The organism is Streptomyces sp. NPDC057638 (assembly GCF_042800315.1).
In the GTDB taxonomy this organism is placed as follows: domain Bacteria; phylum Actinomycetota; class Actinomycetes; order Streptomycetales; family Streptomycetaceae; genus Streptomyces.
This window is the reverse complement of the sequence record NZ_JBHVHF010000221.1, coordinates 1-14,026: the sequence shown is the minus strand read 5'-3', so window position 1 is coordinate 14,026 and position 14,026 is coordinate 1. Positions and strand designations below refer to the sequence as shown.

The window sequence follows — 14,026 nt, the reverse complement described above, 5'->3', positions numbered from 1 at the left end:
GGTGACACCATTCCTCGTCGTTCCCCCGGATGGCGGGCCGTGACACCGACTGCCGGCCCACCCCGGCCCGTACGGTGAGCGGCGACACCTCTGCCGCGCTCCCCGCACGAACCGCTCATCGGACCGGACCGCCACTCGGCTACCGATGGTCACTCCGGTAGCCGGGTCCCCGGCGGTTCGGCCGCCCGATGGCTCCTCACCCGCGTCCGCTTCAACGGGTGGTCATACGGATTCCCCGGGCTCGTCCATCGTCGGGCACGGGTGTGGCACTTCCGTGGCACTCCGTCCCTCCCTGCCCGGGGAGCCGCCGGGCCGAGGGGCACCGGCCGGCCCACCGCCCCCGGCTTCCGGGCTCGCTGAGCGCCCGGCCGGACCGGAACCCGCCCTCAGGCCAGCGGCTCCCTCGCCCAGGAGCGGAGCGCCGTGTGGCTGGCGAAGTCGGCGACGTTCCGGTCGAGCCCGCCGGACGAGCTGTACTGGTGGAAGCGCCAGGCGTGCTGGATGCGCGGGTGCCCGGCCGTGGTCACATCGGCGATCCACAGACCGTCACCGCAGTCGGAGGTGGTGTCCCGGTGGAGCCAGAAGTCGGTGTTGCAGTAGAGGACCACCTTGTTCTTCGGCCGCAGCCGCCGCACCTCGGCGAGGAAGGCGTCCTTCTGGGCGCATGGGGCGGCAGTGCCGTCGGTGGTGGTCTCCCAGTCGCACGCCAGGATGTCACCCGGCGCGCTGCCGCAGCGCGCGACGAAGTGGGCGGCCTGTGACGCGATGTCACCGGGCCAGAGGAAGTGGTAGAAGCCGACCACGGCGCCCGCGTCCCGCGCGGCCGCGGTCTGCTTGGCCAGGGCCGGGCTGGTCCAGGTGTGCCCTTCGGTCGCCTTGATGAAGACGAAGGCGCATCCGCTGGCGTCGTACGTCGGCTGATAGGCCGAGACATCCAGCCCGTTAACGGTCGTACCGGTCATGATCGATGATCCCCCTCAGAGTCGTCTTTACATACCGGAAGGCGTTATACACCCTCATACTTAACGATTTCCGCGCTCCGATGTCACGGTCGGGCACCGACCCCCTCCGCCCCGTACCGCGGTGCTCACGCCCGGCGCGACGGGCCACGGCGCTACGGGGGGCACGGCGGCCGACCGGGGGCACAGCCCGCCGTCGCTGGCAGAACACGCCGACGTGGGTGCGGCGGAGTACGGTGAGATCGCGGGCGCGACGGGGCGCGTCCAGGACACGGGGCGCCGACTGCCGGGCACCCGTCAGCGGTCGTCCGTGGTGGTCCATGACCGTCGCCAGCGGGCCCACCAGGGAGCGGATCACCGGTCGCCGTACGCGAAGGAGGTGTGACGCGCGTGGACGGGGAACGCGCCGCCCGAGTGGTCTCGGCCCTGCGGGCCCGTGGGGTGATGGCCCATCTCGTGGAGGCGGGGGTGTACGAGTTCGGAGTACGGGTGGTGCTCGACGAGGGGATCGAGGCGCTCTGGGACGTCGACGGCGCGGCGGGGCTCGACGCCGAGATCGTCGGTGACGGGGTGCTCATCGGCTTTGTCCCCCATGTGCCGGGCTCGGAGAACTTCACCGAGGAACAACTCGTCCAGGCCATCGCCTCGACCCAGTACTCGGCCGAGGGGCTCGGACCACCACGGGACACACCCGCGCCGCCCGGTGCCGGGAGCGCTCCCGGGCCGCCCCCCGCGCCCATGGCTCCGGCCGAACGGCCCGTCGCCCGTTACCAGCGCCGGGCGCACTGGATCCGGCGCCGCGCGCGGTGAGGCGTCCGCCGCCCGGCACCTTCGGTGTGGTGCGGCCCGCCGGGCCCGGTCCGGTGAGCGGGCCACCGTCAGGAGGCGGCGGACGAGCGGGCCGCCCCGGCCCCGCGTACAGCAGGGCCAGGAGGCCGAGGCCGTAGCGGGCCAGGGGCGGGACGCCGAGGTGACCGCCGGCGGCGAAGCCGCCGATGGCCAGGGCGGCGAGGGCCGGCGCCAGGGCACCCAGAGCGCACAGCAGGAGCACCGGCGACCACCAGCCCAGGACACCCAGTCCCTCGGGTATACGCCCCAGGGGGCGCTCGGCGCGCACCACGGCCAGCGTGAGCGGCACCAGCAGGGCGCTCAGCAGAAGCAGCCAGGGCAGTCGCAGCCCCAGCCAGGGCGCGGAGCCGATGGCGGGCTGAGGGGCGAGGCCCGTCGGGTAGAAGAGGGCGGCGACCACGAGTACGGGGATCATGTGCCACAGGTAGACGGTCATGACCGCGCCGTTGAGACGGGAGACCCGGGCCCACAGCCGGGGGCGGCCGAGCAGACGCCGGAGCGCCGGTTCGGCCATGAGGACGAGGCCGGTCTGGGCGGCGGCGAAGGCCAGCAGGGCGACCGAGGGCGGGGCGGTGTTCCCCACCCGGGTACCGGCGCCGATCATGTCGACGGGGAAGGGGCCCCAGCCGACCAGCGCGCACAGGAGCACGACACCGGCGGCGGCCAGGGCACGGCAGCGCCACCGCGGAGTCGTCAGTGTGCCGTCCTGCCAGGCGAACCCCCACTGGTGCGTCGTCCCCCACACCAGCAGATAGTTGGCGAACCCGATCACGGGCAGGCGCGGGCCCAGCACCAGCGCGTCCACGCCCACGGCCCCCAGCGCCATCGCCATCGGCACCGCCGCGCCCCAGCGCCGGTGGGCGGTGTGCAGCGCGGGGGTCAGGACGATCAGCAGCAGGTAGACCGGCAGGAACCACAGATGCAGGGCGACCAGCCAGCCCGCCAGGGCCAGCACCTTCGGTTCGACGCCCGCCGCCCGGGCCACGACGGCGGCGGAGGCGCAGACCGCGAGGTACACGGCGGTGGGCCAGGCCAGCCGTGCCGTCCGGCCGCGCACCCACGACCACCACGGCTCGCCGCCCGCCCGGTGGGCGGTCCAGGAGACCGCGTCGGCGTACCCGCCGATGAGGAAGAAGACCGGCATGACCTGCAACAGGAGGGTCAGCCAGCGGCCCCACCCGATCTGCTCCAGGGCGTCCTGGCCGGACAGCGCTCCGCCACGGTAGGTGACATCGACCAGCAGCCAGTGACCGAGCACGACCGCGGCGATGGCGCCTACCCGCAGGAGATCCACACAGCGGTTCCGTTCCGCCCTCACGCTCTCCATCGTCGCGCGGTTCCCCCGCCCCGGGGGCTCTCGGCGGCGGTGGCGGGCTCACCCCCGTCGCGCGGCCCCGGCGGCGGGCTCACCGAACCGGGAGAGGGCCAGGGCCCCCGCCACGGCCGCCGCGAACCCCAGGAAGGCCAGCCACTCAAGCCCCGCGCGCGGCCGGTCGCCGAGCCAGGCCAGCCCCACCAGGGCCGGACCGGTCGTCTCCGCGATGACCATGCCCGCCGTCGCCACCGTCACCGAGCCATGCGCGAACGCGGAGGTCAGCAGGAGGAATCCGGTCACGCCGCCGAGGACCAGCGCGTAGGGCGCCGGGCCGCCGACGAGCGCCGGGAGGGTGAGGGAGTCGATCAGCCGGACCGCGACCTCCACGACCCCGAAGCCGATGCCCGCGCCCAGCCCCAGCAGCAGGGCGCGGGAACGGTCCGGAAGCCGTCCGGCGACCACGCCGACCAGGGGGACCGCCACCACGACGACCAGCAGGGACCAGGGCAGCAGGGGCGGTCCGGCACGGGATCCCACGGCCCCTGAGGCGAGGCCGATCACCGCCAGTCCCGCGCAGACCGCGAGCACGGCACCCCATTCGACCCGGCTCAGCCGCACCGGCAGCAGCCGGGAGGCGACCACCGCGGTGACCGCGAGGCTCGCGGCGAGGGCGGCGCTCACCGCGTAGAGGGGGATCGACCGCAGGGCGACGATCTGGAGCAGGAATCCGAGGGTGTCGAGGGCGAGCCCGAGGACGAAACGCCCCTGCCGCAGGGCGCGCACCAGCAGAACGGGGTCGACCCCGGCTCCGGTGCCCGGTTCCGCGGCGCGGGCGCCGAGGGCCTGGAGGACGGAGGCGGTGCCGTAGCAGAGCGCCGATGCGAGCGCGCACACCATCCCCAGGGTCACGGACGGACTCTAGGTCACGGCGTCGGCGGATCCGGTGGACCGGCCGGGGAGCGGGGAGCCGATGTCCCGGGGAAGCACCTGACCGGCCGCGCCGGGGCCGTGTCAGCCACCGGCCGCGCCGGGGGCCGCGTCAGCCACCGGCCCCGCGTCGGGGGGCCGCGTCAGCCATCCGTCAGCGAGGGGGCGGAGCCGGTTCAGCCACCCGTCAGCGAGGGCGGAGCCGGATCAGCCACCCGTCAGGGTGCCGGGGCCGGTTTCAGCCACCGGTCAGCGGGACGACGGAGCCGATGTACTCCTGGGTCTCCCGGTCGGGCAGCCGCACCGACCGCGCCCAGTAGTAGATCAGCAGGCTGAAGGCGGCGATCACCACCATGTCCCACCACAGCGGGATGGCCCCGGTCGCCCCGCAGGACACCTCCGGGGCCGGGCCGGTGCTGCAGTAGCGGCCCTGCCAGGAGATCACTCCCATCCCCAGCAGATACCCGGGCAGCCACTGCGCCGAGCGCCAGTCGGGGTGGGGGACCTTCGGGTTGAGCCGGAGCAGGGCCGAGCCACCGAGGAGCACATAGCCCAGCACGATCGCGAGGCCCAGCCGCCACAGGGTGTCCCAGCCGGCCCAGTAGATGATCAGGTTGGCGACGACGAAGGCGACCGGCGCCCAGAACGCGCCGCCGCGCAGCCGGTAGGGGCGGTGCCGTGCCGGGTCCTGCTTGCGCAGACATCCGAAGGCGAGCGGCGCGCCCGCGTACATCAGCACACTGGCGGAGGTGACGAAGCCGACCAGCTTCTGCCAGGTCGGGAACGGGAGGAAGATGATCAGCCCGACCGCGAAGGCGAAGAGCAGACTGAACCAGGGCACGCCCCGGGCCGTGGTCCGCTCGAAGACCGCGGGGACATAGCCGTTGCGGGAGAGGCCGTAGGAGACGCGGGAGGCGGCGGTGGTGTAGATGAGACCGGTGCCGGTGGGGGAGACGACCGCGTCGACATAGATCAGGACGGCGAGCCAGCCGACCCCCGCCGACAGGGCCAGCCCCGCGAACGGACCCGCCTTGTCGGTGAAGGTGAGATCGGCCCAGCCATGGGCGAACGCGCTCGGTGGCAGCGCGCCGATGAAGGCCACCTGGAGCGCCACGTAGACGAGCGTGCCGAGGACAATCGATCCGATCACCGCGCGGGGGATGTCCCGGGCGGGGTCGCGGCTCTCACCGGCGAGTTGGTCGGCCTGCTCGAAACCGAGCAGCGCGAAGATGATGCCGCCGGTGCTGACGGCGGAGAGGACGCCCTGGGCGCCGAAGGGGGCGAAGCCCTGATGACCGAAGTTGGCGCCGTGGAACGCGGTTGCCATCAGCACGGCGATGGTGACGACGGGGACGGCGATCTTCCACCAGGTCGCCAGGCTGTTGGTGTGGGCCAGCCAGCGGACACCGAGGAAGTTGACGATGACGAAGAAGGCCATGAAGGCGACGGCCAGCCCGTAACCGGCGGCGGTGAGGTGGTTCTTGTCGGTCTGGATCCAGTCGGCGTGGACACTGAGGTAGTTCAGTGACGCCATGACCTCGATCGGCGCCGTGGCGACGGCCTGGAGCCAGGAGAACCAGCCGAAGGACGCCCCGGCGACACTGCCGAACGCGTAGTGCGGAAAGCGCGCCGTGCCGCCCGCGACCGGGTAGGCGGCACCCAGCTCCGCGTGGACGAACGCCAGGACGGTGATCGCGAAGGCCCCGATGCCCCAGGAGACGAGCGAGGCCGTTCCCGCCGCCTGCGCCGCGAACAGCGCGCCGAAGAGCCAGCCGGAGCCGATGATGGAGCCGACGGATACCCAGCTCAGGCCGATCGTTCCGATCTCCCGCCGGAGACCGGGATTGCGGGGCACGCGGTCGGGCGCGGTCGGGCTCGGCATCGTGGGGCACCCTCGCTCCGTTGGGCAGCCGCGCGGAGGGACCCCGCGCGGCTGTGGCTGCCCCTTCCTTGTCCCGGTACGGGGCCGTCCACTCCGGCTGGCGGAGGGTGTGACCCGTATGGAGCGCACCCCGTCCCCGGAGTCCGGGGTCGCGGCCGGAGCACTGCGCCGGGGCGCCGCCGCTGACCGACGACATGCCGGACCGACACCGCGGCTCCCGCCCAGGCCCCAGGTCACCAGCGCGGGTCAGGGCCTGGTCCGGGGCCGGCCGGGCCCGTCGCCGTCCCCGTCGCCCGCCACGGCCCCGCCGTCCCCGTCGCTACGGGGTCGGCGACGCGGCCCACGCAGGGCGGGGAGCGAGCACAGAGCCAGCGTCGCCATGACGGCCACGAGATGCTCCCGGCCCGCCAGATTGGGCACGACGATCACCTCGGCGATGACCAGCGCGATCACCACGGTCCCGGTCAGCCAGGCCCGGAGATACACACAGACACCGACCGCCAGCCCGACCACCGCCGCGGACGGCCCCGTGTCGACGATCCGCGCCGCCGAGGCGGGCAGCCCCAGGGCGCCGCCGGGTCCGAGGGCGACACCGAGGCGCGCGTAGAGCGTCCCGGCGAGGGTGCTGGCGTAGGCGATCAGCAGGGTCAGGCGCCACCCCAGGACCATCTCCGCGACGCCGAACACCACCAGCACCTGCACCAGCGCACCCCAGATGGGCAGATCCGTCCCGAGGACGGCGAGCGAGAACGGAGTGCGTGCGAGGGCGAGCCGGAACGGGTCCTCCGCCCGGACCCCGCCCATGTCCTCGACGAGTTCGCGGCCCCCGTCCGTCAGCTGGATGAGCTGGACGCACACGATGAGCCCGAGCAGGGCCAGGGTGAGCGGGGCGGCCCGCCAGCGCCGTACGGCCAGGGCCGTTCGTACGGTCGACCACAGCGGCCCCCACTCGCGCCGGGCGATGGCCCTGACGGTGGTCAACGGCGCTCCCCGGGCTGTTCCTGGCCGGGGCGGGTGAAGGGGGCCTCGGCACGGCGGCGCGGGCGGGCGGGCCGGTCGCCGTGCCCCGGCGGGGCGTGCCGGGGCGCGGCGAAGGAGGGGTGTCGCCACCGCACGGTGGGACACACGTCGGCCTGCGCACATGGTCGGACACGCCCCATGACGGCGAATCTAGAGGGTACGGCCGCCCGAAGCGCTCACCGTCCCCGCGTCGAACGTGTGAGTCGTCGCCCGCGCCGGGCCGCCGGGCACACCTCCCGTACCGCGCCGGGCGGCGGGCGGGGCCGGACCCCGCGGACACGACCGGGGGACGTGCCGTGCGGGCGGTGCGCGGCTCGTGGCGCGGCTCCATCCGGGTGGCCCGTGGTGTGTGTCGATTGACTCCCGACGGCTCGGCGGGTGACGCTCCCCGGGCTCGGACCGCGTGGCGCGGGAGGTCTCGTTCGATGGTGCGCAGTCGTCGGTGTACGGGGCGTTCACCGGGTGCGGGGACCCTCGTGGCGCTGCTCGCCGTCTGTGCCGTGCTGGTGTCGGCCTGCTCCTCCCGGCCCGTCCCGGGTACCGGGCCCGTGCCGTCCGCCGCCGCCGCCGCCGGGAAGGACACCTCCCGCTGCGTACGGACCCTGGTGGGGGTGGCGCACCCCGATGACGACCTGTTCTTCGTCAACCCCGAGATCGGCCGGACCGTGCGGGCCGGGTGCGCGGTCGAGACCCTCTATCTGACCGCCGGTGACGGTGGCGAGCGGGACCGGACCCGGGCCCGGAGGTATGTGGAGCGGCGGGAATACGGGGTGCGGGCGGCGTACGCGGTGATGGCGGGGGTGGCCGACGTCTGGCGGCGGGACGATGTGGACGCCGGCGGGATCCGGGTCCGTTCCTTCCTCCTCGGGGGCCGCGCCGGGACCGCCGAGGTACGGCTGACCTTCCTCGGCCTCCATGACGGGCTGCCCCAGGGGCAGTCCCCGGAGAGTCTGCTGAGGCTGTTCGACGGGAGCAGACCGCGTATCCGGGCGTTCCAGAGCACCGTGCGCTACACCGAGGCGCGGTTGCTCGCGACGGTGTCGGCGCTCGTCCGGCGCGGCGGGGCGGAGCGGGTGCTGACGCTCGACCATGACCACGCCTCCTTCGGCTTCGGACTCGGCGGCGGTCTCGACCACAGCGACCACGGGATCGGGGCCCGGTATCTCCGCAGGGTGGGCTATGCCCTCGGGGTTCCCGTCCTGTCCTATCTCGGCTACACCATGTCCTCCCTGCGGCCGAACCTGTCCCCCGGTGTCTCGGCGGAGAAGGAGGAGGCGGCGCGCTGGTACATCGGCGGCCGTGAGTGCCGGGCCTTCGGCGCCTGTGCGCACGCCGAGCCCTTCCGGGGTCCGCTCCGGCGCGACTGGGGCATGTGGGTCCACCGCCAGTACCCCCGGGCGCACCGCGCTCCGCGCCCCGGCGAGATCCTCGGCGACATCGGCCGGACCACCCGTCACTCGGGCCGGGATCCGGCGCAGTGTCTCGACCGGTCCGGCGGGTCACGGGGAGCGGCGGGGGTCAGGATCCGTGGCTGCGACGGTTCCGCCGCCCAGCGGTGGTTCTTCGGTACCGGCGGCACGATCAGGCCACGGTCGGACCGGTCCTCGTGTCTGACGGCGCGCACCGGGACCGTCGGTCTGCGGCGCTGTGGGAACGGTGACCGGGCCCAGGTGTGGCGCCGTGTTCCCTGGCGGAGCCCGTCGTGGCACCGGACGGCCTGGCGGATCGTCGGTGCGCGGGACCGGTGCCTCGTCCAGGACGACCGCGAGCTGCCCGCCCACGGGAAGGGACACGCCCGGCGCAGTCCCCGTCTCGCCCTCCTGGGCTGCGGCGCCTCGGCGCGGCCCGAACTGTACTGGCGCTGGACGCGCTGAGCCGGTGGGGACGGCGGCGGTACCGCCCCAGCGCTGAGGAGTGCCCACCGTACGTACGGCGGCGGAGTCTACGGCGCGGTCCGCCGCGGCGCGCCGTCGTCGCCTCCTGTGCGGCGCCGCACCCGGGTCAGGGTGTCCCCGGGGTTCCAGGCCGGGCCGCGGTGCCGGGTGAGGGGGTAGCAGGCCAGACCGATCAGGACGGAGGTGAAGTGGCCGAGGTCGGTGAAGGTCCTGCCGGTGATCAGGGGGGCGCCGTAGACGACGAGGACGCCCGCCAGGTACACGTACCGCCAGGGCGGGGTGATGTGGTACGTGAGGACGGCGATGACTCCGGCGAGCGCGTAACTCACGCCGATATCGAGGGTGTTGACGGAGGACTGGGGCGCGAGGCCGTGGCGGATCGCCCACAGCAGCGCGCCTTCGCTGAGGAGGGTGGCCAGGACATGGGCGCTCGCGGCGACGGTGAGCCAGCGCAGGGTGCCCAGCCAGCGCTCGGCCGGTGCGTGGAAGACCGTGTACAGCACCGCGTAGAGCAGCCAGCCGCCGCCGTCGATCCACAGGGCGCTGCTGATCAGGACGCGCACCGGGTTGGTCGACAGTTCATGGATGTTGGTCGAGCGTCGGCGGAGGAAGTCGGTCTCGAACTGCGGATTCATATGGTGCATGAGGACCGTGGTGACCAGCAGGACCGCGAGCCAGATGTAGGTGCCCGGCGCGCCGCGCACGAAGGACAGGACGGCGGCGGAGCCCGTACGGAGCGTGCCCGCGAAGGGCCGGCGGGGCCCGGTGGAGCGGCGGCCCCCGGACCGGCGGGAGAAGAAGCGCATCAACGGATTCCCTCATCTCCCGGGCCCGGGGGCGGGATGGACGGGCGGGCGGGTCCGCGTGGCTGGACCTCGCCGCGGCTCATGCCGTGGCCGTCGCGACCGCTCGCGCCGCGCCACGGGCGGTTCAGGTGTGCTCGGCCGTCTCTTGCGGATCTTGCTGGGCTCGCCTGATCCAAAAGAAACGACCTCGGCGGGACCGGGTTCAGGTGTTCATGGTCAGGACCATACGGAAGCGGGCGGCGCCGCTGAGCATGCGCTGGAAGGCGTCGTTGACCTGGTCCAGCGGGGCCGTCTCGACCATCGGGCGGACCCTGCCGCGGGCCGTGAAGTCCAGGGTGTCCTGGACGTCCTGGGAGGTTCCGGAGGGGTGGCCGTGGATGCTCCGGGCGCCGGAGATCAGTTGCGTGGGGCTGACCGTCAGCGACTGCGGGGAGGCCCCGAGCACGATCAGCTCGCCCCGGGGCGCCAGCCCGTCGATGGTGGCGGACATCGCGTCCGCGCTGGCCGCGGTGGCCAGGACCACCCGGGCGCCGCCCAGGTCGCGCAGGGCGTCGGCGACGGTGCCCGCGCTGCTGTTGACGTAGTGCCGGGCGCCGAGGGTCAGGGCCAGCTCGCGCTTGTCCTCACCCCGGGCGATGGCGACGGTGTCGTAGCCGAGCGCCGCCGCGTACTGCACCCCGAGGTGGCCGAGGCCGCCGACGCCGAGCACGGCGACCAGGTCCCCCGGGCGGGCCGCGCTGCGGCGCAGGGCGTTGAAGACGGTCACACCCGCGCAGCCCAGCGGGGCCGCCTCGGTGGCGGACAGTTCGTCGGGGATCCGGGCGAGGGCGCTGACCGGGACGACCACGGCGTCGGCGAAGCCGCCGGGGTAGGCCCAGCCGGGCACCTGGAGCGCGGTGCAGAGGATGAAGTCGCCCTGGCGGCAGGGACGGCAGTGACCGCAGTGGCCGCCGAACCAGCCGACCTCGACCCGCTCGCCCGGCCGCCAGCCGCTGACACCGGGGCCGAGGGCGTCGACGCGGCCCGCGATCTCATGGCCGGTGACGAGGGGGAAGGTGACATGAGGGAAGGATGCCTGGACGAAACCGGCGTCGCTGCGGCAGATGCCGCAGGCGTCGACGGCGATCCGGACCTGGCCGGGGCCGGGGGTGGGCGGGTCGGCTTCCACCAGTTCGAACGGCTCTCCGGCCGCCGCCACCTGAGCAACCCTCATGGCCCGCCTCCGCTGTCCTCGTTCTCGACCCGACACTGCGCCCTTTCTATCCCACTATGCCCCCCTTCTCCCGGTGGGGCGTCCGGTCACGCCACGGCGGGCCGAAGGCCATCACCCGGCGCGGGAGGCGTTCACCGGTGTGTCCACCGGGCGCGGCTGGTCGAACTGCGTCCGGTAGAGCTGCTCATAGCGTCCCCGCGCGGCGAGCAGCTCCTCATGGGTGCCCCGCTCCGCGATCCGCCCCTCCTCCACGACGAGGATCTCGTCGGCGTGTCGGACCGTGGAGAGACGGTGGGCGATGACGACGGCGGTGCGCCCCTCCAGCGCCTCGGCCAGCGCCTCCTGGACGGCGGCCTCGGAGGTGGAGTCCAGATGCGCGGTCGCCTCGTCGAGGATCACCACACGCTGCCGGGCGAGCAGCACCCGCGCGATGGTCAGCCGCTGCCGCTCACCGCCCGAGAGATGGTGGCCGCGTTCGCCGACGACCGTGTCGAGCCCGTCGGGCAGCGAGGCGACCAGCCCGTCGAGCCGGGCCCGGCGCAGCGCCTCCCAGAGGTCGTCGTCGCTGGCGCCGGGCCGGGCGAGCAGCAGGTTGGCGCGGACCGAGTCATGGAAGAGATGACCGTCCTGGGTGACCAGGCCGACCGTCTCCCGCAGGGAGGCGGCGCCGAGGTCGCGCACATCCACCCCGTTGAGCCGCACCGCGCCGCTGTCGGTGTCGTAGAGGCGGGGCAGCAGGTGGGCGAGGGTGGACTTGCCCGCGCCGGACGAACCCACGAGGGCGACCATCCGCCCCGGCTCGACCCGGAAGGAGACATCCCGCAGGACCTGTCCGCCGCCACGGGTGTCGAGCGCGGCGATCTCCTCCAGGGAGGCGAGGGAGACCTCGTCGGCCGAGGGGTAGGCGAAGCCGACGCCGTCGAACTCCACCGTGACCGGACCGGACGGCACCGGCCGGGCGTCGGGGCGCTCGCTGATCAGCGGCCGCAGATCGAGGATCTCGAAGACCCGCTCGAAGCTGACGAGGGCGCTCATGATCTCGACCCGGGCACCCGCCAGGGCGGTCAGTGGCGCGTAGAGGCGGGTGATCAGCAGGGCGAGCGCGACGACGGCGCCGGGTTCGAGCCCCCCGGTCAGGGCGTGGTAACCGCCGAGCCCGTAGACGAGGGCGAGGGCCAGGGCGGAGACGAGGGTGAGGGCGGTGATGAAGACGTACTGGGCCATGGCGGTACGGACACCGATGTCCCGGACCCGGCGGGCCCGCTCCGCGAACTCGGCCGACTCCTCCTCGGGCCGCCCGAACAGCTTGACCAGGGTCGCGCCGGGCGCGGAGAAGCGCTCGGTCATCTGGGTGCCCATCGCCGCGTTGTGCCGCGCGGCCTCGCGCTGGAGCGCGGCGACCCGGGTACCGGTGCGGCGGGCGGGAAGGACGAAGACGGGCAGCAGGAGCAGGGCGAGCAGGGTGATCCGCCAGGAGAGCGTGAGCATCACGGCGAGGGTGAGCAGCAGGGTCACCAGGTTGGTGACCACCCCGGAGAGGGTGCTGCTGAAGGCCCGCTGGGCGCCGACGACATCGTTGTTCAGCCTGCTGACCAGCGCTCCGGTACGGGTGCGGATGAAGAAGGCGACGGGCATCCGCTGGACGTGGTCGAAGACGGCGGTGCGCAGATCGAGGATCAGTCCCTCGCCGAGCCGGGCCGAGAACCAGCGCCCCAGCAGCCCGAGTCCGGCCTCGGCGACGGCGATCAGGGCGATGAGCCCGGCGAGCCGGAGCACCCGCCCGGGTTCGGCGCCGCCGACGATCGCGTCGACGACCCGGCCCGCGAGCACGGGTGTCGCGACCGCGAGCAGCGCCGTGGCCACGCCGATCAGCATGAACCAGCGGATCCGCGCCCGGTGCGGCCGGGCGAAGACCAGGATGCGCCGCAGCGTGGCACGGGAGAACGGCCGCTGGTCGCGCTGGGCCTGCACGGTGCTCTGGAGGGAGGACCACGCGGTGAGTTCCATGCTCATGGAAGTGCCTTCCTGACAGGGGGAAGTCCTGGCGCGGAGACCCGCCCGGGAACGTCAGGAACGCTAATAACTCAACCAAGCTTGAGGTCAAGGCGCGTTCGCGCGGAAGCGCCGCCGCGCAACATCTCTCCTCGAAGCCACCTCGCGGATGACGTCCCGTCACACGAGACCACCATCACCCCTGAAACATCTTGACTTTGGTATAGACATGGCCTAGACCAAGGGGCTATTCTCAGACTTGGTCTAGACCGCATGACGGTGAGCCCCCAACATACGGCTCACCCTCCCCACAGCTCCCTCACACCCCCACAGGAGCGAAGCATGCGCAGAAAGATCACGTCATCCCTGATCAGCCTCGGGGTCGTCGCCGCCTCCGTCCTCGTCGCCACCGGCAGCGCGCAGAGCCACGGCTACACCGAAGGCCCCATCAGCCGTCAGAAGGCGTGTGCCAACGGCACCGTCAAGAACTGCGGGCTGATCATCTACGAGCCGCAGAGTGTCGAGGGCCCCAAGGGCTTCCCCGCCAGTGGGCCCGCCGACGGCAAGCTGTGTTCGGCGGGCGTGGGCCGCTTCGCCGAACTGGACGACCCGCGCGGTGGCGCCTGGCCCGCGACCTCGGTACGGGCGGGCGAGAGCCGCACCTTCACCTGGCGGTTCACCGCCCGGCACGCCACGAGCGACTTCCGCTACTACATCACCAAGGACGGCTACAACCCGGCCCGGGTGCTGACCCGCGCCGACCTGGAGACCCAGCCCTTCCTCACCGTGCCGTTCGGCGGCAAGCAGCCGCCGGAGACGGTGAGCCACTCGGGCACCCTGCCGGGCAAGTCCGGCAGGCATCTGATCCTCGGGGTCTGGAACATCGCGGACACCGGGAACGCGTTCTACGCCTGCTCGGACGTCACCTTCTGACCCCTCCCCGTCCACCCCTATCCCACCCCTGCTTCCCCTGACCCGGCCCCGGCCGGACCCCGATCGAACCCCGACCCACCCCTGACTCGACCCTGACCGGGTCCCGGCCCGAACCCTGAGCCGGGGCCCGGGCCGGGGCCTGAGCCAGGACCCGAGTGGAACCCGGCCCCGCTCCCCACCCGGCGTCCAGCCGGCACCGAGCCAGGTCCGGTCCCGCGTACGGGCGGCGCCACCG

11 protein-coding genes are annotated in these 14,026 nt (G+C 73.4%); 2 read left to right on the top strand and 9 right to left on the bottom strand.

All coding sequences use genetic code 11. The features are described 5' to 3' along the window. Positions 1–386: 386 nt before the first annotated feature. From ACFVIM_RS25170 to ACFVIM_RS25145, 6 genes are all read right to left on the bottom strand, one after another. Positions 387–962, bottom strand: a complete 576-nt coding sequence (locus ACFVIM_RS25170) for a glycoside hydrolase family 25 protein (protein WP_384305389.1) — start codon at positions 960–962, stop codon at positions 387–389. A 351-nt stretch (positions 963–1,313) separates the two neighbouring features. Then, positions 1,314–1,553, bottom strand: coding sequence for a hypothetical protein (locus ACFVIM_RS25165; RefSeq protein ID WP_384305386.1), 240 nt, complete (start codon positions 1,551–1,553; stop codon positions 1,314–1,316). A gap of 19 nt (positions 1,554–1,572) precedes the next feature. After that, complete coding sequence (locus ACFVIM_RS25160; RefSeq protein ID WP_384305383.1) at positions 1,573–3,126, bottom strand: acyltransferase; 1,554 nt, start codon at positions 3,124–3,126, stop codon at positions 1,573–1,575. A gap of 57 nt (positions 3,127–3,183) precedes the next feature. Continuing rightward, complete coding sequence (locus ACFVIM_RS25155; RefSeq protein WP_384305392.1) at positions 3,184–4,020, bottom strand: hypothetical protein; 837 nt, start codon at positions 4,018–4,020, stop codon at positions 3,184–3,186. 268 nt (positions 4,021–4,288) lie between these two features. Beyond that, the gene (locus tag ACFVIM_RS25150; RefSeq protein ID WP_384305381.1) at positions 4,289–5,932 is read right to left on the bottom strand and encodes an APC family permease; all 1,644 of its coding nucleotides are present in this window, start codon (positions 5,930–5,932) and stop codon (positions 4,289–4,291) included. A gap of 246 nt (positions 5,933–6,178) precedes the next feature. After that, on the bottom strand, positions 6,179–6,913 hold the full coding sequence (locus tag ACFVIM_RS25145; protein WP_384305379.1) for a hypothetical protein: 735 nt from the start codon (positions 6,911–6,913) through the stop codon (positions 6,179–6,181). A 515-nt stretch (positions 6,914–7,428) separates the two neighbouring features. On the opposite strand from ACFVIM_RS25145, the gene ACFVIM_RS25140 reads away from it, so the two are divergent. Continuing rightward, a complete protein-coding gene (locus ACFVIM_RS25140) occupies positions 7,429–8,826 on the top strand; it encodes a ricin-type beta-trefoil lectin domain protein (RefSeq protein ID WP_384305376.1) in 1,398 nt (465 codons plus the stop codon). Between the two features lie 68 nt (positions 8,827–8,894). Here the strand turns inward: ACFVIM_RS25140 and ACFVIM_RS25135 are convergent, their stop codons facing one another. The 3 genes from ACFVIM_RS25135 to ACFVIM_RS25125 form a co-directional block, all read right to left on the bottom strand. Next, positions 8,895–9,653: a rhomboid-like protein gene (locus ACFVIM_RS25135; protein ID WP_384305374.1), complete on the bottom strand. Its 759-nt coding sequence runs from the start codon at positions 9,651–9,653 to the stop codon at positions 8,895–8,897. Between the two features lie 202 nt (positions 9,654–9,855). Next, positions 9,856–10,866, bottom strand: coding sequence for an alcohol dehydrogenase (locus ACFVIM_RS25130; protein WP_384305372.1), 1,011 nt, complete (start codon positions 10,864–10,866; stop codon positions 9,856–9,858). Between the two features lie 111 nt (positions 10,867–10,977). Beyond that, positions 10,978–12,879, bottom strand: coding sequence for an ABC transporter ATP-binding protein (locus tag ACFVIM_RS25125; protein WP_384305370.1), 1,902 nt, complete (start codon positions 12,877–12,879; stop codon positions 10,978–10,980). Positions 12,880–13,200: 321 nt separating this feature from the next. Here ACFVIM_RS25125 and ACFVIM_RS25120 point away from each other — a divergent pair, with 321 nt between their 5' ends. Then, positions 13,201–13,791, top strand: a complete 591-nt coding sequence (locus ACFVIM_RS25120; protein WP_384305368.1) for a lytic polysaccharide monooxygenase — start codon at positions 13,201–13,203, stop codon at positions 13,789–13,791. Positions 13,792–14,026 lie beyond the last annotated feature (235 nt).

Excerpts from the sequence above, each read along its gene's own strand:
- ACFVIM_RS25170 (WP_384305389.1), bottom strand. The coding sequence starts at position 962 with ATGACCGGTACGACCGTTAACGGGCTGGATGTCTCGGCCTATCAGCCG.
- ACFVIM_RS25165 (WP_384305386.1), bottom strand. The coding sequence starts at position 1,553 with ATGGGGGACAAAGCCGATGAGCACCCCGTCACCGACGATCTCGGCGTC.
- ACFVIM_RS25155 (WP_384305392.1), bottom strand. The coding sequence starts at position 4,020 with ATGGTGTGCGCGCTCGCATCGGCGCTCTGCTACGGCACCGCCTCCGTC.
- ACFVIM_RS25150 (WP_384305381.1), bottom strand. The coding sequence starts at position 5,932 with ATGCCGAGCCCGACCGCGCCCGACCGCGTGCCCCGCAATCCCGGTCTC.
- ACFVIM_RS25135 (WP_384305374.1), bottom strand. The coding sequence starts at position 9,653 with ATGCGCTTCTTCTCCCGCCGGTCCGGGGGCCGCCGCTCCACCGGGCCC.
- ACFVIM_RS25130 (WP_384305372.1), bottom strand. The coding sequence starts at position 10,866 with ATGAGGGTTGCTCAGGTGGCGGCGGCCGGAGAGCCGTTCGAACTGGTG.
- ACFVIM_RS25125 (WP_384305370.1), bottom strand. The coding sequence starts at position 12,879 with ATGAGCATGGAACTCACCGCGTGGTCCTCCCTCCAGAGCACCGTGCAG.
- ACFVIM_RS25120 (WP_384305368.1), top strand. The coding sequence starts at position 13,201 with ATGCGCAGAAAGATCACGTCATCCCTGATCAGCCTCGGGGTCGTCGCC.